Annotated in this window: 24 protein-coding genes; 20 read left to right on the top strand and 4 right to left on the bottom strand. The window is 69.5% G+C overall.

Going from position 1 to position 24,383, the window contains the following annotated elements; all coding sequences use genetic code 11:
• Nucleotides 1-2 precede the first annotated feature (2 nt).
• The 16 genes from rplR (at nt 3) to OL358_RS03110 (ending at nt 12,539) form a co-directional block, all read left to right on the top strand.
• On the top strand, nt 3-362 hold the full coding sequence (gene rplR, locus OL358_RS03185; RefSeq protein WP_056117695.1) for a 50S ribosomal protein L18: 360 nt from the start codon (nt 3-5) through the stop codon (nt 360-362).
• Nucleotides 359-1,051 carry a 30S ribosomal protein S5 gene (gene rpsE / locus OL358_RS03180; protein WP_082569092.1) on the top strand — a complete coding sequence of 231 codons (693 nt, stop codon included), beginning with the start codon at nt 359-361 and terminating at the stop codon, nt 1,049-1,051. Before rplR ends, rpsE begins: the two co-directional genes overlap by 4 nt.
• Nucleotides 1,051-1,236 carry a 50S ribosomal protein L30 gene (rpmD, locus tag OL358_RS03175; protein ID WP_023954062.1) on the top strand — a complete coding sequence of 62 codons (186 nt, stop codon included), beginning with the start codon at nt 1,051-1,053 and terminating at the stop codon, nt 1,234-1,236. The genes rpsE and rpmD overlap by 1 nt, the downstream gene beginning before the upstream one ends.
• Entirely contained in the window at nt 1,236-1,949 is a 714-nt protein-coding gene (rplO, locus tag OL358_RS03170) for a 50S ribosomal protein L15 (RefSeq protein WP_264708485.1), read from the top strand. The genes rpmD and rplO overlap by 1 nt, the downstream gene beginning before the upstream one ends.
• A 100-nt stretch (nt 1,950-2,049) precedes the next feature.
• On the top strand, nt 2,050-3,375 hold the full coding sequence (gene secY / locus OL358_RS03165; protein WP_264708484.1) for a preprotein translocase subunit SecY: 1,326 nt from the start codon (nt 2,050-2,052) through the stop codon (nt 3,373-3,375).
• A complete protein-coding gene (locus OL358_RS03160) occupies nt 3,372-3,995 on the top strand; it encodes an adenylate kinase (RefSeq protein ID WP_264708483.1) in 624 nt (207 codons plus the stop codon). The genes secY and OL358_RS03160 overlap by 4 nt, the downstream gene beginning before the upstream one ends.
• Nucleotides 3,996-3,998: 3 nt before the next feature.
• Nucleotides 3,999-4,838 carry a type I methionyl aminopeptidase gene (map, locus tag OL358_RS03155; RefSeq protein WP_264708482.1) on the top strand — a complete coding sequence of 280 codons (840 nt, stop codon included), beginning with the start codon at nt 3,999-4,001 and terminating at the stop codon, nt 4,836-4,838.
• A 9-nt stretch (nt 4,839-4,847) separates the two neighbouring features.
• Complete coding sequence (locus OL358_RS03150; RefSeq protein ID WP_264708481.1) at nt 4,848-5,537, top strand: DsbA family protein; 690 nt, start codon at nt 4,848-4,850, stop codon at nt 5,535-5,537.
• A 105-nt stretch (nt 5,538-5,642) separates the two neighbouring features.
• A complete protein-coding gene (locus tag OL358_RS03145; protein ID WP_264708480.1) occupies nt 5,643-7,943 on the top strand; it encodes a choice-of-anchor A family protein in 2,301 nt (766 codons plus the stop codon).
• A gap of 150 nt (nt 7,944-8,093) precedes the next feature.
• Nucleotides 8,094-8,315, top strand: a complete 222-nt coding sequence (gene infA / locus OL358_RS03140; protein ID WP_005050493.1) for a translation initiation factor IF-1 — start codon at nt 8,094-8,096, stop codon at nt 8,313-8,315.
• 82 nt (nt 8,316-8,397) lie between these two features.
• Nucleotides 8,398-8,514 (top strand): 50S ribosomal protein L36, encoded by a 117-nt coding sequence (rpmJ, locus tag OL358_RS03135; RefSeq protein ID WP_005050492.1) that lies wholly within the window; start codon nt 8,398-8,400, stop codon nt 8,512-8,514.
• A gap of 214 nt (nt 8,515-8,728) precedes the next feature.
• A complete protein-coding gene (rpsM, locus tag OL358_RS03130; RefSeq protein ID WP_264708479.1) occupies nt 8,729-9,103 on the top strand; it encodes a 30S ribosomal protein S13 in 375 nt (124 codons plus the stop codon).
• A gap of 33 nt (nt 9,104-9,136) precedes the next feature.
• Nucleotides 9,137-9,535, top strand: coding sequence for a 30S ribosomal protein S11 (gene rpsK, locus OL358_RS03125; RefSeq protein ID WP_056117708.1), 399 nt, complete (start codon nt 9,137-9,139; stop codon nt 9,533-9,535).
• A 148-nt stretch (nt 9,536-9,683) separates the two neighbouring features.
• Nucleotides 9,684-10,673: a DNA-directed RNA polymerase subunit alpha gene (locus OL358_RS03120; protein ID WP_264708477.1), complete on the top strand. Its 990-nt coding sequence runs from the start codon at nt 9,684-9,686 to the stop codon at nt 10,671-10,673.
• Nucleotides 10,674-10,708: 35 nt separating this feature from the next.
• Nucleotides 10,709-11,290 (top strand): 50S ribosomal protein L17, encoded by a 582-nt coding sequence (gene rplQ / locus OL358_RS03115; RefSeq protein WP_264708476.1) that lies wholly within the window; start codon nt 10,709-10,711, stop codon nt 11,288-11,290.
• Nucleotides 11,291-12,014: 724 nt separating this feature from the next.
• Nucleotides 12,015-12,539 carry a DUF559 domain-containing protein gene (locus tag OL358_RS03110; protein WP_264708475.1) on the top strand — a complete coding sequence of 175 codons (525 nt, stop codon included), beginning with the start codon at nt 12,015-12,017 and terminating at the stop codon, nt 12,537-12,539.
• 249 nt (nt 12,540-12,788) lie between these two features.
• On the opposite strand, the gene OL358_RS03105 is transcribed toward OL358_RS03110, so the two are convergent.
• Nucleotides 12,789-14,849 (bottom strand): acyltransferase family protein, encoded by a 2,061-nt coding sequence (locus OL358_RS03105; protein WP_264708474.1) that lies wholly within the window; start codon nt 14,847-14,849, stop codon nt 12,789-12,791.
• A 187-nt stretch (nt 14,850-15,036) separates the two neighbouring features.
• Between OL358_RS03105 and OL358_RS03100 the strand changes: the two genes are divergently transcribed.
• Genes OL358_RS03100 through truA form a run of 3 tightly spaced genes read left to right on the top strand, consistent with a single transcriptional unit; the run spans nt 15,037 to nt 19,546 of the window.
• Nucleotides 15,037-17,214, top strand: a complete 2,178-nt coding sequence (locus OL358_RS03100) for an adenylate/guanylate cyclase domain-containing protein (protein WP_264708473.1) — start codon at nt 15,037-15,039, stop codon at nt 17,212-17,214.
• Between the two features lie 7 nt (nt 17,215-17,221).
• Nucleotides 17,222-18,655 carry a mechanosensitive ion channel domain-containing protein gene (locus OL358_RS03095; RefSeq protein ID WP_264708472.1) on the top strand — a complete coding sequence of 478 codons (1,434 nt, stop codon included), beginning with the start codon at nt 17,222-17,224 and terminating at the stop codon, nt 18,653-18,655.
• A gap of 36 nt (nt 18,656-18,691) precedes the next feature.
• On the top strand, nt 18,692-19,546 hold the full coding sequence (gene truA / locus OL358_RS03090; protein WP_264708471.1) for a tRNA pseudouridine(38-40) synthase TruA: 855 nt from the start codon (nt 18,692-18,694) through the stop codon (nt 19,544-19,546).
• A gap of 51 nt (nt 19,547-19,597) precedes the next feature.
• On the opposite strand, the gene OL358_RS03085 is transcribed toward truA, so the two are convergent.
• On the bottom strand, nt 19,598-20,773 hold the full coding sequence (locus tag OL358_RS03085) for a hypothetical protein (RefSeq protein ID WP_264708470.1): 1,176 nt from the start codon (nt 20,771-20,773) through the stop codon (nt 19,598-19,600).
• Nucleotides 20,770-22,428 carry a sensor histidine kinase gene (locus OL358_RS03080; protein WP_264708469.1) on the bottom strand — a complete coding sequence of 553 codons (1,659 nt, stop codon included), beginning with the start codon at nt 22,426-22,428 and terminating at the stop codon, nt 20,770-20,772. Before OL358_RS03080 ends, OL358_RS03085 begins: the two co-directional genes overlap by 4 nt.
• 190 nt (nt 22,429-22,618) lie before the next feature.
• Here OL358_RS03080 and OL358_RS03075 point away from each other — a divergent pair, with 190 nt between their 5' ends.
• Nucleotides 22,619-23,335 carry a glycosyltransferase gene (locus OL358_RS03075; protein WP_264708468.1) on the top strand — a complete coding sequence of 239 codons (717 nt, stop codon included), beginning with the start codon at nt 22,619-22,621 and terminating at the stop codon, nt 23,333-23,335.
• A gap of 71 nt (nt 23,336-23,406) precedes the next feature.
• Here OL358_RS03075 and OL358_RS03070 read toward each other — a convergent pair whose 3' ends face one another.
• Entirely contained in the window at nt 23,407-24,270 is an 864-nt protein-coding gene (locus OL358_RS03070) for a response regulator transcription factor (RefSeq protein WP_264708467.1), read from the bottom strand.
• Nucleotides 24,271-24,383: the final 113 nt, after the last annotated feature.

The following is a 24,383-nucleotide window of genomic DNA, read 5'->3' as shown; positions in this document are numbered from 1 at the left end:
CCATGGCTGTGAAGTCGAAGACCGACGCGCGCGCGCGTCGTCACGCCCGCCTTCGCAAGAAGGTCGTCGGCACCGAGCAGCGTCCGCGCCTCGTCGTCACCCGTTCGGCCCGCCACGTCTTCGTGCAGGTCGTGGACGACAGCAAGGGCCGCACCGTGGCCTCGGCCTCGACCCTCGAGACCGACCTGCGTGCGTTCGACGGTGACAAGACCGCCAAGGCCCGCAAGGTCGGCGAGCTCGTCGCTGAGCGTGCGAAGGCCGCCGGCGTCTCGGACGTCGTGTTCGACCGCGGTGGCAACCGCTACGCGGGCCGTGTCGCGGCGATCGCCGACGGCGCTCGCGAAGGAGGTCTGAACCTGTGAGCGAAACAACCAACAACAACGTGGAGACCGAAGTGACCGAGCAGGCTGCTGCCGCCGCCACGACTGAGGCGCCCGCCGAGCGTGAGCGCGAGCCGCGTCGCGGCGGACGCGAGCGCAACGCCAACCAGCGTGACCGCGGTTCGCGCGATGCCGACAAGAGCCAGTTCCTGGAGCGCGTCGTCACGATCAACCGTGTGTCGAAGGTCGTCAAGGGTGGTCGCCGGTTCAGCTTCACCGCGCTCGTGGTCGTCGGTGACGGCAACGGCGTCGTGGGCGTCGGATACGGCAAGGCCCGCGAGGTCCCCCTGGCGATCTCGAAGGGTGTCGAAGAGGCCAAGCGCAACTTCTTCCGCGTCCCCCGTGTCGGCTCGACCATCCCGCACCCGGTGCAGGGTGAGGCCGCCGCTGGTGTCGTGCTCCTTCGTCCGGCCGCTGCCGGTACCGGTGTCATCGCCGGTGGCCCGGTGCGTGCCGTGCTCGAGTGCGCCGGCATCCACGACGTGCTGTCGAAGTCGCTCGGTTCCTCGAACACGATCAACATCGTCCACGCGACGGTCGCGGCGCTGAAGCAGCTCGAGGAGCCTCGTGCGGTCGCCGCGCGTCGTGGCCTCGACTTCGATCAGGTCGCCCCCGCCCGTCTCGTCCGTGCCGAGGCCGAGGCCGCGGCTGCTGCGAAGGCAGGTGTCTGATGGCCGCGCGCCTGAAGGTTACCCAGGTCAAGTCCAAGGTGAGTGAGAAGCAGAACCAGCGGGACACGCTGCGTTCGCTGGGTCTCAAGCGGATCGGCGACTCGGTCGTCCGTCCCGACGACGCGCAGACGCGCGGCTACGTCAAGACCGTCGCCCACCTCGTGAAGGTTGAGGAGATCGACTGATGGCTGAGAAGGCCGAGAAGAACGAGGCCGTCGCGGCCGAGGCCCCGAAGAAGGCCCCGGCTAAGAAGGCGGCCGCGCCCAAGAAGGCAGCCGACAAGGCTGCTGCTCCCAAGGCTGCCGCTGCGAAGCCGGCCGCCGAGAAGAAGGCGCCTGCCAAGGCTGCCGCACCGAAGGCCGCCAAGGCCGACGCTGCGGACAAGGCCGAGAAGGCCCCCGCCGCCAAGAAGGCTCCCGCGAAGAAGGCTGCTCCGAAGGCCGATGCTCCGGCATCGCGTCCCGGCGTCCTCAAGGTGCACCACCTGCGTCCGGTTCCCGGCGCCCGCACCGCCAAGACCCGCGTGGGTCGCGGTGAGGGCTCGAAGGGTAAGACCGCAGGCCGTGGCACCAAGGGCCAGAAGGCCCGCTACCAGGTCAAGGTCGGCTTCGAGGGCGGTCAGATGCCGCTGCACATGCGCACCCCGAAGCTGCGCGGGTTCAAGAACCCGTTCCGCGTCGAGTACCAGGTCGTGAACCTGGACAAGCTGGCGGAGCTGTACCCGTCCGGTGGCGATGTCACCATCGGCGACCTCGTCGCCAAGGGCGCGGTCCGCAAGAACGAGAAGGTCAAGGTGCTCGGCACCGGCGACATCTCGGTGAAGCTCAACGTGTCGGTCGACAAGGTCTCGGGTTCCGCCGAGCAGAAGATCGTCGCCGCGGGCGGCACCGTCAAGTAGCACGCACAGTGGGGGCCGGAGCTTGCTCCGGCCCCCACTGGGTTACCCTGGACGTCGGCACGTCGCTGTGCGGGCCGGCATCCCTACTGGAGGCATCCTCTTGTTCAGCGCCATCGCGCGGGTCTTCCGCACTCCCGATCTGCGGCGGAAGATCGCATTCACCCTGGCGATCATCGCCCTGTACCGCTTCGGCGCGCACATCCCCGCGCCGTTCGTCGACTTCCCGAACGTGCAGGAATGTCTGCGACAGTCGGCGGGAACCCAGGGCCTGCTCTCGCTCGTCAACCTGTTCTCGGGCGGCGCGCTGCTGCAGCTGTCGATCTTCGCGCTGGGCGTCATGCCGTACATCACCGCGACGATCATCGTGCAGCTGCTGCGCGTGGTCATCCCGCACTTCGAGACCCTCTACAAGGAGGGTCAGGCGGGCCAGGCGCGGCTGACGCAGTACACCCGCTACCTCACGATCGCGCTGGCACTGCTGCAGTCGACCACCCTCGTGACGGTGGCCCGCAGCGGTCAGCTCTTCGGCGCGACGGGCATCCCGGAGTGCGAGCAGCTTCTCACCAACGACGCGTGGTGGGCGCAGCTCCTCATGATCATCACGATGACTGCCGGCACCGGCCTCATCATGTGGTTCGCCGAGCTCGTCACCGAGCGCGGCATCGGCAACGGCATGTCCCTCCTCATCTTCACCTCGATCGCGGCGGCCTTCCCCGCGTCGATGTGGGCCATCTGGCAGTCGCGCGGCTTCGAGGTGTTCCTCCTCGTGCTCGCCGTCGGAATCGTTGTGGTCGCGCTGGTGGTGTTCGTCGAGCAATCGCAGCGACGCATCCCGGTGCAGTACGCCAAGCGGATGGTCGGTCGTCGCACCTACGGCGGCACGAACACGTACATCCCGATCAAGGTCAACATGGCCGGCGTCGTGCCCGTCATCTTCGCGTCCTCGCTGCTGTACATCCCCGCGCTCATCGCGCAGTTCAACATGCAGCCGAACGCCGAGAACGAGATCCCGCCGTGGGTCTCGTGGATCCAGCAGTACTTCACCAACGGCGACCACCCGATCTACATGGTCGTGTACTTCCTCCTCATCGTCGGCTTCACGTACTTCTACGTCGCGATCACGTTCAACCCGGTCGAGGTCGCCGACAACATGAAGAAGTACGGCGGCTTCATCCCCGGCATCCGTGCCGGTCGTCCCACGGCCGAGTACCTCGACTACGTGCTCACACGCATCACGCTGCCCGGCTCGCTGTACCTCGGCTGCATCGCCCTGCTTCCGCTCATCGCCCTGGCGACGGTCGGCGCGAACCAGAACTTCCCGTTCGGCGGTGCCTCCATCCTCATCATCGTGGGTGTGGGTCTCGAGACCGTGAAGCAGATCGACGCGCAGCTGCAGCAGCGGCACTACGAGGGGCTCCTTCGATGACCCTCGGGCAGACTCACGACGGCGCGGCGACGCGACTGCTGATCGTCGGCCCGCAGGGTTCGGGCAAGGGCACGCAGGGCGTCCGCATCGCGCAGGCGTTCGGCATCCCGGCCGTCTCGACCGGCGACGTCTTCCGCGCCGCCGTCGCCGATGGCTCCGACCTCGGTCTTCAGGTCAAGTCGGTCATCGAGGCCGGCGACCTGGTATCCGACGAGCTGACCAGCGCGGTCGTCCGCGATCGCCTCTCGCAGGCGGACGCCGAGGGCGGGTTCCTGCTCGACGGATACCCGCGCAACGTGAGCCAGGTGGCCCACCTCGACGAGTTCCTCGAGGGTCGTGGCGAGACCCTCGACGCGGTCATCGAGCTGAGCGTTCCCCGCGACGAGAGCATCGCGCGGCTGTCGCTGCGCGCACGGGAGCAGGGCCGCACCGACGACACCGAAGAGGTCATCGCCAACCGTCTCGCGATCTACGAGCGCGAGACGGCGCCGATCCTCGGCGTCTACCACGCTCGCGGCGTCGTCGACGAGATCGACGGCGTCGGCACGCTCGACGAGATCACCGCCCGCATCGTGGCGGCGCTCGAGGCGCGCGGGCTCATCCGCCCTGCTGCGGCCTGAGCCGTGTCGCTGCGCCGTTCGATCTACAAGTCGCCCGCTCAGCTGCGGGCGATGGTGGAGCCGGGGCTCATCACCGCCGCGGCGCTCGACGCGATCAGAGATCTCATCGCTCCGGGCGTGACGACCGAGGAGCTGGATGCCGCGGCATCCGCTGTCCTCACCGCACGCGGCGCGAAGTCGAACTTCCAGATGGTCCGCGGCTACCGCCACACCATCTGCGCGTCGGTCAACGAGCAGGTGGTGCACGGCATCCCGAGTTCGCGGCCTCTCGTCGCCGGTGACATCCTGTCGATCGATGCGGGCGCCGAGTACCAGGGCTGGAACGGCGACTCGGCGTTCACCGTCGTACTCGATGACCCCGACCGTCCCGATGTGGTCGCGGAGCGGCAGCGGCTGTCCGACGTGACCGAGGGCTCGCTGTGGGCCGGCATCGCGAAGCTCGCCTCCGCCCGCCACCTCGGCGAGATCGGTGCGGCCGTCCAGGAGCACATCGAGGCGAACGCACCCGCGCCGGGTTACGGCATCCTGCGCGAGTACGTCGGACACGGCATCGGGCGCAAGATGCATGAGTCGCCCTCGGTCTTCAACTATCGCGTGTCCGATCCTGGACCCGAGGTGCGTCCGGGGCTCGTCCTCGCGATCGAGCCGATGGTGGTGATCGGCGACCAGGCGACCTTCGTCGAGAACGACGGCTGGACCGTCTCGACGCTCGACGGCACCGCCGGCTCCCATTGGGAACATAGCGTCGCGGTGCACGATGGTGGAATCTGGGTGCTTACCGCGCCCGACGGCGGCGCGGCGGGTCTCGCACCCTTCGGCGTGACGCCGACCGAGATCGCATAGGAGTGCGTCATGGCTGAGGGTCCTCGCAAGATCAACTGGTTCGCCATCTGGGTGAGCGCCGGCGTCGTGGTCGTGCTCATCGCGGTCGCGATCTTCGTCGTGAGCCTCAACAACCAGGCAGTCAACCCTGAGCCGGGTCAGACGCCGTCCGCCTCGAACATCGACGCCGACACCGGCGCGATCCTGGTGGGGGACGGCGAGAACGATCTGGGCACCTACATCGACTTCATGTGCCCCGTGTGCAACCAGTTCGAGCAGGTGTACGGCGAGGAGATCGAAGGGCTCGTCGACGACGGCACCATCACTCTCGCGATCCACCCGATCTCGATCCTCGACAACCGATCGCAAGGCACCGAGTACTCGACGCGCGCGGCCAACGCCATGTACTGCGTCGCCGTGGCCGACGCCGATGCTGCGCTTCCGTTCATGAACGCGATGTTCGCGAACCAGCCGCAGGAGGGCACGTCGGGACTCACCGACGAGGAGATCCTGCAGATCGCGGAGGTCGCCGGCGTCACGGGCATCGATTCGTGCGTGAACGACGGGATCTACGCCGACTACGTGACGGCGATGACCAAGGACACCCCCGTGCAGCCCGGCGCGGGCGGCGTCGGCACTCCGACGGTGACGGTCAACGGCGAGGTCATCTCGAACTCGCAGCTGCCCCCGCAGGGCGAACTGGCCACGCTGTTCGACTGAGTCTGAGCGCCGGCCTGAGCGCCGGATCGCGGCTCTGGGTGCGGGATCGGCCCTGGGCGCAGGCCCCGCCCCGCGATATGCTTCGGCTCAGCGGGCAGGAGACTCATGGGATCCCGGTGGGTTGCACGTCGGCGGCGTGATGCCGCGCTCCTCGTCGCGCTCGGCCTGGTGGCGGGAGCTGCGCTGGTCGCCATCGGACCTGCGCCGGATCGCGCTGCGGCGGCGATCGGGGAGTGCCCGGATGGCACGATCCCGGGGCCCGGCAACGACAACCCGGTGTGGACCGACCAGAACGTCGCGATCTATGCCGGCAGCGACTTCCAGGTGCGCCAGGCCGCGGCCGAGGCGGAGGGCCTCGTCGTCGTCGTCGGTGACGCCTCGTTCGACAAGAGCGCGGGCGGTCGGTTCAACGTCGGCTGGGTCGGCGTCGGCTCCGCGGTGGTGCCGCTGCCCGGATCGACGATGCTCGCGGCGGGCGGGGACGTCAGCGTCGGGGCGACGACCGTGCTCGACGTGGGCGCCAACGCCTTCGACGGGGGCCAGCTCCTCGGCGGCGACGTGCACATCGGCGGCATGTCGATCCCGGACTACGAGACGACGGGCGCCAACTACGAGCTCAACAACGGCACGCTCACGCAGGGCATGGGCCCGGCCGCGATCGCGCCGTGGTCGACGTGGGGGGCCGAGATCTCAGACGAGTCCGCGGACTTCGCCGCCCTCGCCCCCACCGGGACCGTGACGATCGGCGCCCTCCTGACCTTCACGGGCGACGGGACCTCCGCGACCCAGGTGTTCGACGTGAGCGCCGCGACCCTCGCCGCGAACCCGGGGATCGGATTCGTGAACGTCCCCGACGGTGCCGCGGTGATCGTCAACGTCGCCGGCGGACCCGTGACGTGGGCGCCCAACTACTTCGCCGAGGACGGGGTCCGGGCCGACGATCCCGCGTCGTCGCTGTTCGGCGTGCTCGCGGCGCGCACCATGTGGAACTTCGCCGACGCCACGTCGGTGCACGTCGCCGGATCGTCGCAGGTGCTCGGCTCGATCCTCGTGCCGAACGCGAATCCGGATGCCGCGCAGCCGACGCTGCGGGTCACGGCGAGCACCAACGGCCGGCTGTACACGAACGGCACCATCCTGATGGACGGCGTGGGAAACGAGCACCACAACTACCCGTGGGTGGATCAGCCGTTCGAGTGCATCCCGATCATCGCGCCCGCCGAGGTCGGATCGATCACCGTGACGAAGGTGCTCCCGCCCGAGGTCGCCGGCCTGCTTCCCCCCGGCACGACATTTCCCGGAGTGGTGGAGTGCTCGCTCGAGGACGGCGGCCAGCTCATCGTGGAGTGGGAGGTGGAGCCCGGCGACACGACCACGGTAGAGGGGCTGCCGGTCGGGGCGCCGTGCGTGATCACCGAGACTGTCGGCCTCAACTATCGCGCCCGGCTGCTGGCGCCGGGCCGGAGCTTCGACCCGACGAGCCTGGCCGCGTGGCAGGACCCGACGTGGACGCTCAACGGCGAGGATGTCGCGACGCCGGTCGACTTCGTCGTGCCCGCGCCGGGAGACGAGACGCAGTTCGCCTTCGTCGTCACGAACGCGCTCGCCGTGGGCGCCTTCACGATCGAGAAGGTCGTGGAGAATCCGGACGACGTGGCGTTCGCCGACGGGTTCTCCGGGACCTGGGAGTGCACCGCCACCCAGGGCGGCCCGGACGTCCTCGCCTCGGGCACGTGGACCCTCGCTGCGGGCGAGACCTCCGCGCCCATCGAGGCGCCGGTCGGTGCGTGGTGCACCGTGGCCGAGGCGGAACCGACGGATCCGCCGGGCGGCTCGTGGTCGCTCCCCGTGATCACGGGGGCTCCCGTGCAGATCACGGCGGGGTCGGCCACCACTCCGATCGCGGTGACCGTCACCAACGCGATCGAGCGACTGTACGGGGCGTTCCGCGTGACCAAGACGGTCGAGGGCGCGGGTGCGCCGGCGGTGGAGTTCGCGGGCACGTGGCGGTGCGAGCTTCCGGCCGGCACGGTCGTCGCCGAGGGAACGTGGCAGCTGACGGCGGATGAGGTCAGCGATCCCTTCGTCGCACCGGTGGGCGCGACGTGCACGGTCGACGAGACCACGCCCGCCGACCCGGCCGACGGCAGCTGGCAGGCGGTGACCATCCTCCCGTCGTCGATCGTGATCACGGCGGAGTCGGCGCAGACGCCGCTGACCATCGAGGTGGTCAATGAGTTCGTCGCCGGGACGGACGGCGGTGGGGGCGCAGTGTCTCCCGACTCTCCCGACCTTCCCGCGACGGGCGGAACCGTCTCGTGGTGGGCGATCGGCGTCGGCGCCGCGCTGCTCATCGGCGGCGCGATCGCGGTGACGCTGACGGTGGTGCGCCGCCGACGCCCCTGAGCCTGTGCAGCGCCTGAGTCGGTTTGCCGAGGCATCCGATATCACCTATGCTTGATCTTTGGTGCGTTGCGCCTTCATCGGCGTGTCCGAGCACCACAATCCCCATCCAACGCAGACCGACCGGTCTGCAGAAGCAGTGATAGCGAGCGTATGGCGAAGAAAGACGGTGTCATCGAGATCGAGGGCGTCGTGTCCGAGGCCCTGCCCAACGCGATGTTCCGCGTTGAGCTGACCAACGGACACAAGGTGCTCGCCACGATCTCGGGAAAGATGCGGCAGAACTACATCCGCATCATCCCCGAGGACCGCGTGGTCGTCGAGCTCAGCCCGTACGACCTCACCCGCGGACGCATCGTCTACCGCTACCGCTAGACCGGTCGAGAAGTAACGCCCCGCACGTCGGCACGCTCAGCGAGCGACGTGCGCCCGGCGAAGACAGCGAAGAGAAGAAATCATGAAGGTCAACCCCTCCGTCAAGCCCATCTGCGACCACTGCAAGGTCATCCGCCGCCACGGCCGCGTCATGGTGATCTGCAAGTCCAACCCGCGCCACAAGCAGCGCCAGGGCTGACGTGGGTCGGATCAATGCGAGCGAAGCCCGCGTTGATGCGATCCAGGTCAAGGTTGAGTAGCGCCGCCGAAGGCGACGCGTATCGAAACCCATCCGAATCCCACAACTGAACACGACACAGGCAGGATCAGAACCCGTTCGCGGGGGACACCTCGGGCGGAGGCCCGGGCACCGATCCTGCTCCACACCTCCACTCACTCCTAGGAGAAACCGCATGGCACGTCTTGCCGGCGTTGACATCCCGCGCGACAAGCGCGTGGTGATCGCCCTCACCTACATCTACGGTGTCGGCCGTACCCGCTCGAACGAGATCCTCACCGCGACGGAGATCGACGAGAACATCCGCGTCAAGGACCTCAGCGACGACCAGCTCATCGCCCTCCGCGACTACATCGAAGGCAACTTCAAGGTGGAGGGTGACCTGCGCCGCGAGGTCGCCGCCGACATCCGCCGCAAGGTCGAGATCGGTTCCTACGAGGGCCTGCGCCACCGCCGCGGCCTCCCCGTGCGCGGTCAGCGCACCAAGACGAACGCGCGTACCCGCAAGGGCCCCAAGCGCACCGTCGCCGGCAAGAAGAAGGCGCGCTAAGGCGCGGCCCCCAGGATTTAGGGAGAACGCAACATGGCACAGGCCAAGACTGCCGCGCGCAAGCCGCGCCGCAAGGAGAAGAAGAACATCGCGCTGGGCCAGGCCCACATCAAGTCGACGTTCAACAACACGATCGTCTCGATCACCGACCCGTCGGGCGCCGTCATCAGCTGGGCGTCGTCGGGTGGTGTGGGCTTCAAGGGCTCGCGCAAGTCGACCCCCTACGCCGCAGGCATGGCCGCAGAGTCGGCTGCCCGCCAGGCGCAGGAGCACGGCGTCAAGAAGGTCGACGTCTTCGTCAAGGGCCCGGGCTCGGGCCGCGAGACCGCGATCCGCTCGCTGCAGGCCGCCGGCCTCGAGGTCGGTTCGATCCAGGACGTGACGCCGCAGGCACACAACGGCTGCCGTCCGCCCAAGCGCCGCCGCGTCTGACTTCCCGGAGCCGGGGCACCCTCACGGTGCCCCGGCTACCGCACGCTTCCGGCATCCGCAGTTCGATCAGCGGCTGCCCTGAGAAAAACTCAACACCTCACCCACCGCACGTGTCAAATAGCGGGCACGTGATCGAAAGGAACACATAGTGCTCATCGCACAGCGTCCCACTCTGACCGAGGAGAAGGTCGGGGAGTTCCGCAGCCGCTTCGTCATCGAGCCGCTGGAGCCTGGCTTCGGCTACACGATCGGCAACGCGCTGCGTCGCAGCCTCCTGTCGTCGATCCCCGGCGCAGCCGTGACGTCGATCCGCATCGACGGCGTCCTCCACGAGTTCAGCACCATTCCCGGTGTCAAGGAGGATGTCACCGAGATCATCCTGAACATCAAGCAGCTGGTCGTCTCCAGCGAGCGCGACGAGCCCATCACGGCCTACCTGCGCAAGACCGGCTCCGGTGAGGTCACCGCCGCCGACATCTCGGCTCCCGCCGGTGTCGAGGTGCACAACCCCGAGCTCGTCATCGCGACGCTCAACGACACCGCCAAGTTCGAGCTCGAGCTCACCATCGAGCGCGGCCGCGGCTACGTGTCGGCCACCCAGAACCGCAACGAGTACGCCGAGGCCGGTCAGATCCCGATCGACTCGATCTACTCGCCGGTCCTCAAGGTCTCGTACCGCGTCGACGCGACGCGTGCCGGGGAGCGCACCGACTTCGACAAGCTCGTGCTGGATGTCGAGACCAAGTCCTCGATCGCTCCGCGCGACGCGGTGGCTTCGGCCGGTCGCACGCTGACCGAGCTCTTCGGCCTGGCCCGCGAGCTCAACGTCGAGGCCGAGGGCATCGAGATCGGCCCCGCGCCGGTCGAGACGGTCCTGTCGAACGAGCTGTCGATGCCGATCGAGGACCTCGATCTGTCGGTCCGCTCGTACAACTGCCTCAAGCGCGAGGGCATCAACACGGTGTCGGAGCTCGTCGCCCTTTCCGAGACGCAGCTCATGAACATCCGCAACTTCGGTCAGAAGTCGGTCGACGAGGTGCGCGACAAGCTCGTCTCGCTCGGCCTGTCGCTGAAGGACTCGGTCCCCGGGTTCGACGGTGCGCACTTCTACGGCGGATACGACGACGAGACCGTCTGATCCCGCGATCGACTTTCACACTGGAGTAATCAAGAATGCCTAAGCCCACTAAGGGTCCCCGCCTCGGAGGCGGCCCCGCACACGAGCGCCTGCTGCTTGCGAATCTCGCCGCGGCTCTCTTCACGCACAAGTCGATCAAGACGACCGAGACCAAGGCCAAGCGCCTTCGTCCGCTCGCCGAGCGCCTGATCACCTTCGCCAAGCGCGGAGACCTGCACGCCCGTCGCCGGGTGCTGTCGGTCATCGGTGACAAGGAAGTCGTGCACGTCCTGTTCACCGAGATCGCGCCGCTGGTGGCCGACCGCGAGGGCGGCTACACGCGCATCACCAAGGTCGGCAACCGCAAGGGCGACAACGCCCCCATGGCTGTCATCGAGCTCGTCCTCGAGCCCGTGACCCCGAAGGCGAAGTCGGCCAAGAAGTCGGCTGCGAAGGCTGCTCCGGCCGCCGAGGCTGCTCCGGTCGCCGAGGAGGCTCCGGTCGAGGATGCCGCCGAGGAGACCCCCGCCGTCGACGAGGCCGCCGAGGCCGGCGCCGAGTCGCAGGAGGAGGGCGCTGCCGCCGAGGCCGCCGCCGAGGAGGCCGTCGAGGCCCCCGCCGAGGAGAAGTCCGAGTAATCGGCGTCCGGGCCCCGCGCCCGGCAGGTCGCTCCGGCGACCACCTTGCACCGCGAGACCCGCGGGCCTTCGGGCCCGCGGGTCTCGCTGCGTCTGCGGGCAGGGGAAGCGCGGCGCGCCGTGCGCGGGGCGCCGTGCGCGGGGCGCCGGTCGCGGGGCGCCGGTCACCGCGGCGCATAACTCCTGCACATTCGTGTGCGCGCGGCATCCGATCCGCGTGATCCCGGCACGCGTGTGCGGGGTACGACGCAAGGTGCAGGAGTTATGCGCCGGATCGACGGTGCACCATGGCGGTGTCGCCTTCTCCACAAGCGTCGCGCGTGAGCGGTTGTGCACCGTCGAGGGCTGACGATCATTTCGCCCTCGGCCGCGATGCGAGCGTTCGGACGTGTCGAACTTCACCGGTGACGGCGAGCGCGTGGTCACTCGCGCTGAGCTGCTCGAGGCCGGATTCACGCCGAAGGGCATCACGCGCGCTGTGCGTTCCGGGGCGCTTACCCGGTTGAGGAGGGACCACTACGTTCGCACCGCGAGTCCGGCGGCCGATATCGCGGTCCGCATCGGCGGCCGGATGACGTGCGTCTCAGCGTTGGCCGCTGCCGGCGCCTTCACGATCGACGATGCGCGGGCGCATGTCCATGTGGGGCGAGAGATGTCTCGCCTGCGCGGTCCCGGACCTCGACGGGAGCGCTGGCGCAGAGACGTGCATGGAGCAGTGGCTCGCGTGCACTGGGGAGATCTCACCGCACCCGCGACCCGTGAAGCCGTTGGCCTCGAGGACGCGATCCGCACGCTGGTGACATGCCGACCCCCACGGGAGGTGATCGCGACCCTGGACAGCGTGCTCCACCTCGGACTGATGTCCGAATCGGAGATGCGCACGCTGTTCCGCGCGCTTCCTGCCAAGTACGGTGTGCTGCTACGACTTGTCGACGGTCGTGCGGAGTCGGGGACCGAGAGCTTCGTTCGGCTCATGCTGCGCCGGCTCGGCATCCCTTTCGAGGTCCAGGTCGAGCTCAGCGGAGTGGGCCGGGTCGACTTCCTCATCGCTGGAAAGCTCATCATCGAGTGCGACAGCAGAGCCCATCACAGTGATTGGAGTCAGCGCCGCAGGGACATCCGGCGCGACCAGGGAGCCGCGCGCCGCGGCTTCGCGACGATTCGGCTGCTCGCCGAGGACATCATCTTCCACCCAGAGGCAGTCGAGGCCCTGCTGGCGGATGTCGCGCGCTCCGGTCTGCTGAGGTAAGCGGACGGTCGGGGAAGCCGGGGCCTGCCTAGTTCGGCGCATAACTCCTGCACCTTGCCGGGCCGGCCGGCGCCGGACCGCCGAAAGTCGCGTCGCGCTGCGCGAATCGCATGCGAAGTGCAGGAGTTATGCGCCGGCGGGCCGGGCGGGACGCGGCACGAGCGGATCCCCTGCGGGCGGGGGAGCGCGGCGCGCCGTGCGCCGGCCCGCGCGCGCAGGCGACCGGATGCCGCGGGGGAGCGCGATCCGCTACTCGGCGACCGGCAGCGGGCGGTCCGAGAGGCGGTCGTACAGGCGCAGCTCGTCCTGGTACTGGCGGCGCGCCCGCTCGCGCTCGACGTTGTCGATGGTGCGGGCGATCGTCTCGGCGAACACCTTCCCGCCCGTGGCCCCCGGGTGGATCGAGTCGCCCGCCAGCAGGTCGGTGCGGGTGCTGATCGCCGCCGACCAGTCGGCGACGACGACACGCGGATGGCGCTTGGCGAACTCGGCGAGGTCGTGGTTGACGCCGGGGATCCAGTCGCGCGGCGCGAAGGCGTTCACGAGGACCACGTGCCGGTCCGGCCCCGCGATCTCGGCCATGCGCTCGAGCGACCCGGGATCGACGGGTCCGTTGGTGCCGAGCGCGATCACGACATAGGGTCGCAGCGCGCCCGAGGCCTTCAGCTGCTCGAGGATTCCCGGACCTGCCCACGCGGAGCGCGACACCGCCGCATCGACCTGGATCCCCGGCAGCTTCTCGAGCAGCGCAGGTGCGGAGGCGAGCATCACGGAGTCGCCCACCGCCGTGATCTGATTGCCGGTCACCGCCGTCGGGCTGGGTGTGGGCGAGGGCTTCATCGTCAGCGGTCCGTTCGGCTGCGTCGTCGCCACGGGAGCAGGTTCGGGCGCGGCCGTCGTCGAAGGGGTCGGCGTCGACGACGGCGCGGGGCTGGCGGTCGCCTGGTCGAGAGCGGCCTGTCCGGCCTCGACGACTGCTTCGCCGGTCGACGCGACCGGTGCCGCGGCGATCGCTGCGGACGTGCCTCCGAGCACGACCACGGCCACCGTGGCGACGGCACCCAGGCGCATCCGTCCGCGCGGTCCTCCGATCGCCTGACCCGCCAGGCCGCGCAGGCACGCGCGGAATCCCCGACGGCGCACAGGCGTCTCGACGAAGCGGTACGACAGTTCGGCGGCGACGACGGTGAGCGCCAGCACGCCCAGTCCCATCCACACGGGAACCTCGGCGCCGGGGACGATCGCCATCGCGAGCACGAGCAGCGGCCAGTGCCACAGGTAGATGCCGTAGGAGCGGTCGCCGATCCACCGCAGCGGCTGCACGTCGAGCGCGGGACCGAACCAGGACCGCGGCCAGACCCCCGCCGCGATCGCGATCGCGGTGCAGATGCTCGCGGCCAAGAGGGTGCCGGGGAAGGTCACCGCACTGCTCGTCGGCGCGGTGGCGGCGACGACGGCGATGCCGATGAGGGCGGCGATGCCGAGGCATCCGATGATCGTGCGCGTGGCGGCGCGATCGATCCACGGCGCGCGAACGGCCGGCTGAGCGGATGCCGGGAGTACGAGGGTCCAGCCGGGTGGGAGGGTGACGCTGGGGTGAGCGGCCGGACTCTCCTCGCGGGACGGTCGGGTGAGGACCGGGACGAGGAGGAATGCCAGCGAGACTCCGAGCAGGATTCCGAACGAGTGCGTGTCGGTGCCGAAGTACGCGCGCGTGAGATCGCCGCCGCCGGAGACGACCGACCCCATCCACACGGCGGACGCGGCGGCGAGAGCGAGCGCGGCGGCAGCGCGTGCCGCGCCTCGCGGCAGCAGCAGGAACAGCGGCAGGACGAGGGGCCAGACGACGTAGAACTGCTCCTCGACCGACAGCGACCAGAAGTTGCGGAAGAGCTCGGGGGTCGCGCCGCCGAAGTAGCCGGTGTCAGCGGCGATCGAGAGCCAGTTGTAGCTGAACGTCGCGGCCCCCATGACCTGGGCGCCGAGCCGCATCAGCACGTCTCCGCCGACCAGCCAGGCGAGGGTCGAGCAGACCGCCACCACGAGGACGAGCGCGGGCACCAGCCGGCGGAGGCGCCGGATCCAGAAGGCGCCGAGCCGGATGCGCCCGGTGGCGTCGTGCTCGCGGAGCAGCAGGGACGTGATGAGGAACCCGCTGATGACGAAGAACACGTCCACGCCCACGAAGCCGCCCGGCAGGAGCGCCGGCGGGAAGAGGTGGTACACGACCACCAGCGCCACCGCGATCGCGCGCAGGCCGTCGAGCCCGGCGTAGCGGGACGAGGGAAGGGAGCGCGCGGTCGACGTCATGAGTTTCAGTGTGTGGGGGAGCAGCCATTCTACGACGCGTGCGCACGTATGCCGCAGGCCGTATCACCGGCTGCCGGAACGCGCTCTACCCCGTGAGCGAGCCCGGGCGCTAGTCTTGGCGCAACCTCGGCACGCCGAGGTTTGGGGAAGCTTCCTGCGCCCGGGAGAGGCGCACGAAGGAGACGACGTGTCCGAGCAGGTCATGCCGACGGCGGCACCCACCCAGTGGGTGGGCACACCGCGCCCTCGTCGACGCGCCGGGCTGTCGATCTACTCGATCCTGCTCATCATGCTGCTCTCGGTGAGCGTGCTCTCGAGCATCGTCGTCGGGGTCATCGGCTACGTCAACGGCACCGAGGCGCTGCGCGCCATCGCCTACGAGAAGCTCGTCGAGATCCGCGAGAACCGCAGCCGCGAGGTGACGCAGCTGTTCACGTCGATCGAGAACGCCGTGCGGCTGAGCGCCATGAACGACACCAGCAAGCAGGCGGCGAGGGCGTTCGCCGAGGGGTTCGCGGACCTCCAGCAGGGGCAGAAGGATGCCGCGGCATCCGATCGCGTGGACTCGTACTACCGTGACACCTTCGCCGCCGACCTGTCGGAGGCGACCGGCGAGACGGTCGACGGCTCCGCGTTCGCCCCGCGGGATGCCGCCCAGACCTACCTGCAGGACAACTACGTCATCCCGTTCGAGAGCTGGGAGGACGCGATCCTCACCAGTGACGCAGGGGACGGGAGCGCGTGGTCGGCCGCGCACGCGCGGTTCCATCCGTACTACCGCGCGATGACCGAGCTGCAGGACTTCGAAGACGTGCTCATGATCGACACCGAGGGCAACGTCGTCTATTCGGCGTTCAAGGGCGTCGACCTCGGGACGAATCTGTTCGAGGGGCCCTATCGGCTGTCGAACCTGGCCGTGGCGTACCGGGAGGCGATGGACCGCAACATCGTGGACGGCGTCGTCATCGCGGACTTCGCGCCGTACAGCCCGAGCTTGGGCAACCCCGCCGGATGGGCGGTCACGCCGATCGCCGACGACGGCGAGGTCATCGGCGCCCTCGCGATCGAGCTGCCGATCGATCGCATCAACGAGGTGATGACCGTCGGCGGCGAGTGGAACATGAACGGGCTCGGCGCCACGGGCGAGACCTACCTGGTGGGCCGCGACCTGCTCATGCGGTCGATCTCACGCCAGCTCGTCGACGACCCCGCCGAGTACGAGACGGCGGCGGTCGCCGCGGGCCTCCCGCCGGCCGCGGCGGCGCTCAGCGTGCAGAACGGCGACACCCTGATGCAGCAGAGCATCTCGAGCGAGGCGGTGACGCGAGCGCTCTCGGGCGACGACGGCACGCTGCTCGAACGCGACTACCTCGGCCGCGACAGCCTCGTCGCCTATGCGCCGCTGAGCGTCGACGGACTGAACTGGGCGATCGTCGCGCAGGAAACCTCGGCCGAGGCCCTCGTGCCGGTCGAGGACTTCACGCGCAACCTCATCCTGTCCACGGCGGGGATGATCATCTTCGTGTGCTTGCTCTCGCTGGTGCTCGCGCAGATCTTCGTCCGGCCGCTGCGACGGCTGAAGTCGGCCGCCCAGCGGATCGCCGCCGGCGACGAGGGCGTGCAGGTGGATGCCGGATCGAGCGACGAGCTCGCCGATGTGGCGAACGCCTTCAACGACATGAGCCGCAGCCTCGAGGTCAAGTCCCACCTCATCGACCAGCAGGAGAAGGCGCAGGAGCAGCTCATCCTGTCGTTCATGCCGGAGGGCATGGCCAACCGCTACAAGCACGGCGACGACGCGATCACCCAGGACAGCGACGACGTCACCGTCGTGTTCGCCGACATCGTCGGATTCGAGGAGCTCGCCCTCGCGATGTCGTCGGAAGAGGCGATCGCACGTCTCAACGACCTGATCCGCTCCTTCGACGAGGCGGCCGAGCGGCACGGCGTCGAGCGCGTGCGCACGACGCGTCAGAGCTACCTGGCCAGCTGCGGTCTCGCCACGCCGCGCGTGGACAACGCGCGCCGCGCCGTCGAGTTCGCTCTCGAGCTCGACGTCATCCTCGAGCGCTACTCGACCCAGCAGGGCGTGAAGCTGGACCTGCGCGCCGGGCTCGACTCCGGCAAGGTCACCAGCGGGCTCATCGGTCGCGCGCGCGTCGTGTACGACATGTGGGGGGGTGCCGTGAACCTGGCGTTCCGCGTACAGGGCGACTCCGACGAGCCGGGCATCTACGTCACGCAGCGGGTCGCCGATCGCCTGCCCGACTCCATCGCGGTGCTCCCCGCGGGCGACGTCGAGACGCAGAGCGGCACGCAGCGCGTGTGGAGGGTCGAGGCCCCCGCGATCGTCGTGGAGGGGTGAGGCATCCGTGGCCGACATCGTCTCGCAGCCGTGGTTCTGGCCCGCCGTCATCGTCTCGGTGGGACTGCCCCTCGCGCTCATCGGCCTGACGGAGTTCCACAACGCGCTGGCACGGCGGGGGAGCCGTGCCGCGCCGATCGTCCTGCTCGTGCGCAACTACCTCGTCCCCGTCGCCGGGATCCTCGTGCTCATCAGCCAGCCCGGCGCGTGGCAGGGCGAGGGCACCTGGCCGAGAGTGATCTGGACGATCTTCGGACTGCTGGTGATCGTCGTGACGATCAACGCCGTGAACCACCTCGTCTTCCACCGCGCCGAGAAGGGCTCGTGGCGAGACCGGTTCCCCACGATCTTCAGCGACCTCATCCGCTTCGTCTTCATCGTGCTCGGCATCGCGGCGGTCTTCTGGTGGGTGTGGGATGCCGACGTCGCCGGCGTCTTCGCCGCGCTCGGCATCACCTCGATCGTCGTCGGCCTGGCCCTGCAGAACGCGGTCGGCTCGATCGTGTCGGGGCTGTTCCTCGTGTTCGAGGCGCCGTTCGAGCTCGGCGACTGGATCGAGACCGGCGGAGCCCGCGGGCAGATCGTCGAGGTGAACTGGCGAGCCGTCCATCTCGACACCGGGAACGGCATCATCGTGATGCCGACATCCGAGCTCGCCGACGGCTCGTTCGTGAACCTCTCCCGCAGTCCCGACCCGCACGCGGCGGTGCTCGAGGTCGAGTTCGGCAGCGACGACCCGCCCGGACGGGTTCGGGAGCTGCTCGTCGCCGTCGCCCGCGACATCCCGCTCATCGCACCGGACCGTGAGCCCGCAGCCGCGACCCTCTCCGGAGGGAAGTACTCCGTCGCGGTCCCGCTGCGCAACCCCGGCGACCGTGACGCGGTCCTCGACACGTTCGCGACGCGGGTCTGGTACGCCGCGCGTCGCGCGGAGCTGCACCTCGACGGCGACCTGACCGACGACTGGCGCACGCCTGCGCGGCTCCAGGACGCACTCCGCCAGATCGCGCCCACGCTGAGCCTCAAGGCGGGGGAGGCCGATGCGCTGGCAGCGCACGCGCGCCTCGAGCGCTACTGCGCGGGGGAATCGATCCTGCGGCCCGGTGCGGTGCCGACCGAGACGCGCTTCATCCTCGCCGGCAGTGTCATGCTCGGCATCCCCACCGACGAGGACGGCTTCGTCCAGGTGGCCGTGCTGGGGCGCGACGACGCCATCGGTCTCACCGCGCTCTCGCGCACGCAGACGATCTCGCGGGCGGTGGCCCTCGGCGAGGTCGATGTGGTCGTGCTCCCCGTCGCGGTGCTCGACGACATCGTGCGGGTGCACCCCGTCGTCGCGCGCGAGATCGTGCGCGAGAGCGAGAACCGCACGAGGCTCGCGCGCATGGCCCTGCAGGCGGCAGGCGGTCAGATTCTGCACGTGCCCAGCGTCCTCGGCTGACGCGTTCGCGTGAGGCGGCAGAACTAGGCTGGGCAGGTGCGCATCCGCCTCGACATCGCCTACGACGGCACTCACTTCCGCGGCTGGGCACGGCAGCCGGGACTGCGCACCGTGCAGGAGACGCTGGAAGCCGCCATCGGCCGCGTGCTCGGCGGTGAGACGCGTCTCGTCGTGGCGGGCCGGACCGATGCCGGCGTGCACGCGACCGGTCAGGTCGCCCACGTCGATCTCGACGACGCGCAGCGCGCACGCCTCCTGGCAGGCCGCTCGCGGGGAACGGCCGGAGAGGCAGCGGACCCCGTCGCGGCGCTCGCCGCCCGCCTCACCGGCGTCGTGGGTGCCTACTCCGACGTCGTCGTCACGCGATCGGCCGCGGCGGCACCCGGGTTCGACGCCCGCTTCTCCGCCGTCTGGCGTCGCTACGAGTACCGCATCGCCGACTCGGTCGCCGGCTACGATCCGCTCGAGCGCCACCGCACCACGTCGGTGCGTGCGCGGCTCGATGCCGCGACGATGGATGCCGCGGCCCGCTCCCTCATCGGACTCCACGACTTCGCGGCCTACTGCAAGCCGCGCGAGGAGGCCACCACGATCCGCACCCTCCTGGAGTTCGACTGGCACCGCGACGCCCACGGCGTCCTGGTCGCGAACGTCAAGGCGGACGCGTTCTGCCACAGCATGGTGCGCGCCCTCGTCGGCGCGTGCGTCGCGGTCGGGGAGGGCCGCCTCGACCTCGAGGACATCGTCGAGATCCGGGACGCCCGGGAGCGCGTCCCGGAGGTCAAGGTCCTCGCCGCGCGCGGGCTGACGCTCACCGAGGTCGGCTACCCGGCCGATGACCTGCTCGACCAGCGCGCCGAGCAGACTCGAGCCCGTCGCGCTCTGCCGTGACGGCCGGGGACGCGGCATCCGGCACGGATCCTCCCGAGCGGGTTCGTCGCGCTACAGCTGCTCTGCCCGGCTGAGCAGGCCCTCGACGAGAGCCGCGCTGACCCGCTCCCACCGGTCGCCGCCCTTCTGCGCCGCGACGCCCGCCGCCTCGCGTGCCGTGTAGACGAGGGCGTCGAGGTCGTAGCCGAGGACGGATGCCGGTGCCCACCCTGCGCTGGCCGTCGGCCGGATCGCGAGCCGTCCGTCGACGTCGAGCTGCGGGACCCGTTTGAGCACGTCGCGCAGACAGTCGCGCACGACCGCATCCGCGCGCGGTACGAGAAGCACCGTCGCACCCGGTGAGGGGCTGCCCACGTCCGTCTCGGAGGGGAAGACGGCGCGGGCTGCTTCCTCGAGCCGCGCCGAGATCGACGCGAAGGCCGGCGAACCTGCCGTCTGACGGATGTCGGCGGCATCGTCGAGCTGGAGGTACACCACGGACCACGACTCCGAGGTGCGCTGCGCGCGCAGCAGCCGATCGATCGCCGTGCGCTCGAAGCGCTGCCAGTCCGAGGTGGACGCGGGCGTGCGCGCGAAAACAGTGTCGCGCGTCGCGACGCCGATCACCGCCACCAGAACGCTGCCCACGTAGAGGAGCATCCCGACGGACGAGACGGCGCGCAGCAGCACGAAGTCGTCCCCGCCCGTCGGTGGGTAGGCGAGTCCCGCGACGAAAGTGCCGAGCGCGACGACGAAGAACGCCCCCGAAAGGATCGCCATCGGCAGCACGACCTTGTCGTGACGCCGCGCCGGCACTCGCACCCAGTCGATGAAGAACAGCCCCGCGAACAGGGATGCCGCGAAGAACGCCGTGCGATAGGCGACCGTGAACGTGGCGAGGTCGACGGCCGCCACGAACACCGCACCCGCCACGATGCCGAGCGCAGGTCCTGCCCACGGGTAGGCGCGACGTCCCCAAGAGGCGCGGAAGCCCGACCAGAGCAGTGCGGGGGCGCCCAGCAGCAGTCCGAGCGATGCGCGGCGCAGTGTCTCGGCGTCGTTGAGGTCGCCTGCAACGACGCCGAACGTCGCCACCATCGCCAGAGCGAAGGCGTACGACCAGTACAGCGTCGCCGTGCTGGGCTTGCTCAGAAACCCGATGCCGATCGTGAGCATCGTGGCGAGCGTCGTGATCGCCGCCTGCGCGATGCCGAGACTCAATCCGGCGAGGCCCGCGAGGTCGTTCATGCGCGGGTCCCCATCCCGGTGGCGGCGACGGTGTCCACACTGCGCGGCAGGCGCACCGACACCGTCGTGCCCACGCCCGGTTCGCTGTCGATCGCGAGCGTGCCGCCGTGCGCGGCGATGATCTCGCGCGTGATGCCGAGACCGAGTCCCGTGCCGCTCGCGGTCTCCTTGGCCTTCGCGGTGCGGAAGTAGGGCGTGAGGATGTTGGGCAGATCGCTCGCGGCGATGCCGATCCCGGTGTCGGAGACCACGAGCGAGACGTCTCTGCCGTCGAGTTCGCCGACGATGCGCACGCGGCCCTCGCGCGCGGTGTACTTGATCGCGTTGCTCACGAGATTGTCGATGACCTGTCGCACCCGGAATCCGTCGGCGGTCACCGGCAGTCGCTCGTCGAGATCGAGCGCGATGTCGACTTCGTGGGCGTTCGCCGTGGCGCGGAACGAGTCGACCGAGTCCGCCACGATCTGTCGCAGGTCGAGGTCGTCGTAGGCTTCGCGCGCCGAGAAGGCCGTGCGCGAGGTCTGGAGCATGGTGTTCGTCATCTCCAGCATCCGCTCGCTCGCCCCCACGATCGCCTCGAGGCGCTGACGCATCTTCGGGGTCAGGTTCTCCGTCTCGAGCGCGAGCTCGGCGTTGCCGATCATGACCGTCAGCGGATGCTTCAGCTCGTGCGAGGCCATCGCGGACAGCCGTTCGCGTTCCCGCTGGGCGTGCGTGATGGCGGTGACGTCGTGGACGACGAGCAGGATGCTGGCATCCTCGCCGTCGGATGCCGCGAGGGGCTTCGCGGTGACCGACAGCACGCGCCATTCCCCCGAGGGAGTGAACAGCCACACGCGCGCGTCGGCGAACAGCTCGCCGCGTGCCGCGCGGGCGAACGGCCGTCCGGAGGGGGGAACCGGCATGCCGCGCAGCTCGGTGTACTCGACCGAGCGTGCGGGCAGGCTCGGGTCGAGCGGGTCGAGCCCGTAGAGGCGCGCGTAGGCGTCGTTGACGGCGAGGACCTCACCCGACGGCGACAGGCGCGCCACGCCGGTGTCGACGCCGTTGAGGATCTCGTTCGTGCGGCGCTCCTGTGCCGAGGTGCGCTCGAGCGCGACGGTGAGTCTTCCGGCCTGGCGGCTGAGGAGACGGCGCAGGGCATGGGTCTGACGCATCGCGAGGTGCGCCGTGATACCGAGGAAGGTCAGGGAGAGCAGGACCGTGAAGACGCGCAGCGCCGACGCGCTCGAGGGCTCCGTCGCCGAGTGGAGCAGCAGGATCCCCCCGATGAGCGCGAGCATGGCGCCGAGGTAGACGACGCGGAAGTGCAGCGCGACCCACATGACCGGGAACACCCACAGGAACCCGAACCGCAGCTGCGTGTTGCTGGCGGCCAGCAGGCCGATCGCAAGAGCGTCGAGAAAGGGCACGGCCAGCACGGCGGTCCGCGGCAGGCGGGACCAAGGGAGCGCGAGCGTCGCGAGGGTGAGCACGATGAGGGTCAGCATCCCGACCGCGAACGTCCACAGTGCGAACAGATCGGGCTGCAGGGCGAGCACGAGCACGCACATCATGACCAGGCTCGCGGCGAGCACGAGCTGCGTCAGCCAGATCGAGCGCGTGCGCGTTCCCGGCGTGGTGAACGCCGCTGACGAACGCTCGCCGGGAGCCATGTCAGGAATTTTAGGGGCCATGACCGCTCCTTCCCGGGACCTCGGCGCGAGCCGTCGTTGCGGAAATCTTGCGGGAACGTTGAGGCAAGCCGAGGGGAGAGCGCCGATCCCGTTGCGGTGGTTCGCTCAAGCTGGTGAGAGGCACCCGGACGGCGCCTCCCGCTGGCCGCATCGAACGAAAGGGACGACAGTGACCGACCTGGCTGCTGCGCCGCTGCATCGTTCGACGATCGGCTGTGTGATCCCGGCGTCCAACGAGCAGTCGTCGATCGCCGAGGTGATCGAATCGCTGCTGTCGCAGACGCGTGTTCCCGACGTCATCCACGTCGTCGTGCGGAACACCTCCGACGCCACCGTCGAGATCGCCTCGAAGTACGCCGGTCGGCACGAACTCGTCACCGAGCTGGGCGAGCAGTTCACCGAGGTCTTCGTCCACGACATCGGCAGGAACTCCCAGAAGAAGGTCGACGCGCTCAACTACGGCTACATGCTGGTGGAGGGGTGCGACTACCTGCTGGGTGTCGACGCCGACGCGGTCGCCGGAGCGAAGGCGGTCGAGCGACTCGAGTTCGAAGCCGTCTCGGACACCCGCATCGGCGGCATCTCGGCGATCTACTCGATCGACCGCTCGATCACGGGCGGCCGATTCTCGATCTTCTCGACGCAGGCTCTGCGCGACATCATGGCGCGCAACCACCGATCCACCCCGTGGGTCAAGGACTCCGACGTCGAGGACTCCCTGCTGTCGCTGCAGATCGGCGCCGACCGTCGCACGGGGATCACCCCGTTCGCCCGCTTCGTGCGGGTGACGTCCATCGCGCTGGTCGCCGGTGCGCTCTCGATCGCCGCACTGTCGCGGTGGCGGCGCATCTCGGTCGTCGGCCGCCCGCACGGACGCAAGGTCTGACGCGGACTCGACGCGTTCAGGACGGGGATGCCTCGCCGACGCGGTGGGGCATCCGTTCATCATCGTGGCGTTCAGGCCAGCTCCGATGTCAGGCGGTACCCCACGCCGCGCACGGTCTCGATGTACACCGGGTTCGTCGGGCTGTCGCCGAGCTTGCGACGGAGGTTCGTCATGTGCGCCTCGACCGCGCGCTTGTCCGCGTCGCCCACGAAGTAGCTCGTGACGTACGACTCGCCGCGCAGCACCAGCGTGAGGTCGGCCTTGCTGCGCACGCGCCGCTTCGACTCGAGGAGCGTCGCGAGCAGGTCGAACTCGGTGCGGGTGAGATCGAGGTCCTCCCCGCCGAGAGTCACCAGGCGGTTCTCCGCGTGAAGGAGCAGATCGCGATGCGCCATCCAGCCGTCTGCGGCGGTTGCGTCATCGGTCGTGGCCGTCGCGGATGCCGCCGCAGGCAGCGAGACGTGAGCGTCCTCGGCGGCGGCGACCGGCGCCGGGGCGACCGCAGGTCGCTGGGAGGGGAACGACGCGCCCGCGTGGGCGTGTGACGGTGCGGACGTACGACGCAGGAGCGCTTCGACCCGCGCCCGAAGCTCGCGCGGCCGGAAGGGCTTGAGCAGGTAGTCGTCGGCGCCGGCGCCGAGGCCCGCCACGACGTCGGCCTCGTCGTTGAGTCCGGTGAGCATGATGATGTACGTGTCGGACTGCGCCGCGCGGATGCGGCGAGCGGCCTCGAATCCGTCGATGCCGGGCATGTTGACGTCGACCGTCGCGAGCAGCGGCTGGTAGGTCAGGACAGCGCGGACCCCGTCGATGCCGTTGCCCACGGAGACGGTGGAGAACCCGGCCGACTCGAGCACTTCAGACAGGATGTGGCGGATCTCGGCGTCGTCCTCGATGATGACCGCTGTCTTCAGCTCGTCTACTGGGGTGCTCATTGATCCGGCGTCTCTCTCGTGCTGCGTTTTCACCTGCGGCGGGCGTCGACCCCAGTGCGACGTTCCGCGCGCGATGGCGAGGTGCTCCGATGGTACCGTGCGCCCCTGTACCG

Source organism: Microbacterium sp. SSM24 (assembly GCF_025989145.1).
GTDB lineage: Bacteria > Actinomycetota > Actinomycetes > Actinomycetales > Microbacteriaceae > Microbacterium.
Note: the sequence above shows the minus strand (reverse complement) of the source record. Positions and strands in the feature narration are given on the sequence as shown.

Bases quoted from the DNA above. Each gene is read 5' to 3' on its own strand.
- rplR (WP_056117695.1), top strand. From the start codon at position 3: ATGGCTGTGAAGTCGAAGACCGACGCGCGCGCGCGTCGTCACGCCCGC.
- rpmD (WP_023954062.1), top strand. From the start codon at position 1,051: ATGGCCGCGCGCCTGAAGGTTACCCAGGTCAAGTCCAAGGTGAGTGAG.
- rplO (WP_264708485.1), top strand. From the start codon at position 1,236: ATGGCTGAGAAGGCCGAGAAGAACGAGGCCGTCGCGGCCGAGGCCCCG.
- OL358_RS03160 (WP_264708483.1), top strand. From the start codon at position 3,372: ATGACCCTCGGGCAGACTCACGACGGCGCGGCGACGCGACTGCTGATC.
- OL358_RS03150 (WP_264708481.1), top strand. From the start codon at position 4,848: ATGGCTGAGGGTCCTCGCAAGATCAACTGGTTCGCCATCTGGGTGAGC.
- OL358_RS03145 (WP_264708480.1), top strand. From the start codon at position 5,643: ATGGGATCCCGGTGGGTTGCACGTCGGCGGCGTGATGCCGCGCTCCTC.
- infA (WP_005050493.1), top strand. From the start codon at position 8,094: ATGGCGAAGAAAGACGGTGTCATCGAGATCGAGGGCGTCGTGTCCGAG.
- rpmJ (WP_005050492.1), top strand. From the start codon at position 8,398: ATGAAGGTCAACCCCTCCGTCAAGCCCATCTGCGACCACTGCAAGGTC.
- rpsM (WP_264708479.1), top strand. From the start codon at position 8,729: ATGGCACGTCTTGCCGGCGTTGACATCCCGCGCGACAAGCGCGTGGTG.
- rpsK (WP_056117708.1), top strand. From the start codon at position 9,137: ATGGCACAGGCCAAGACTGCCGCGCGCAAGCCGCGCCGCAAGGAGAAG.
- rplQ (WP_264708476.1), top strand. From the start codon at position 10,709: ATGCCTAAGCCCACTAAGGGTCCCCGCCTCGGAGGCGGCCCCGCACAC.
- OL358_RS03105 (WP_264708474.1), bottom strand. From the start codon at position 14,849: ATGACGTCGACCGCGCGCTCCCTTCCCTCGTCCCGCTACGCCGGGCTC.
- OL358_RS03085 (WP_264708470.1), bottom strand. From the start codon at position 20,773: ATGAACGACCTCGCGGGCCTCGCCGGATTGAGTCTCGGCATCGCGCAG.
- OL358_RS03080 (WP_264708469.1), bottom strand. From the start codon at position 22,428: ATGGCTCCCGGCGAGCGTTCGTCAGCGGCGTTCACCACGCCGGGAACG.
- OL358_RS03070 (WP_264708467.1), bottom strand. From the start codon at position 24,270: ATGAGCACCCCAGTAGACGAGCTGAAGACAGCGGTCATCATCGAGGAC.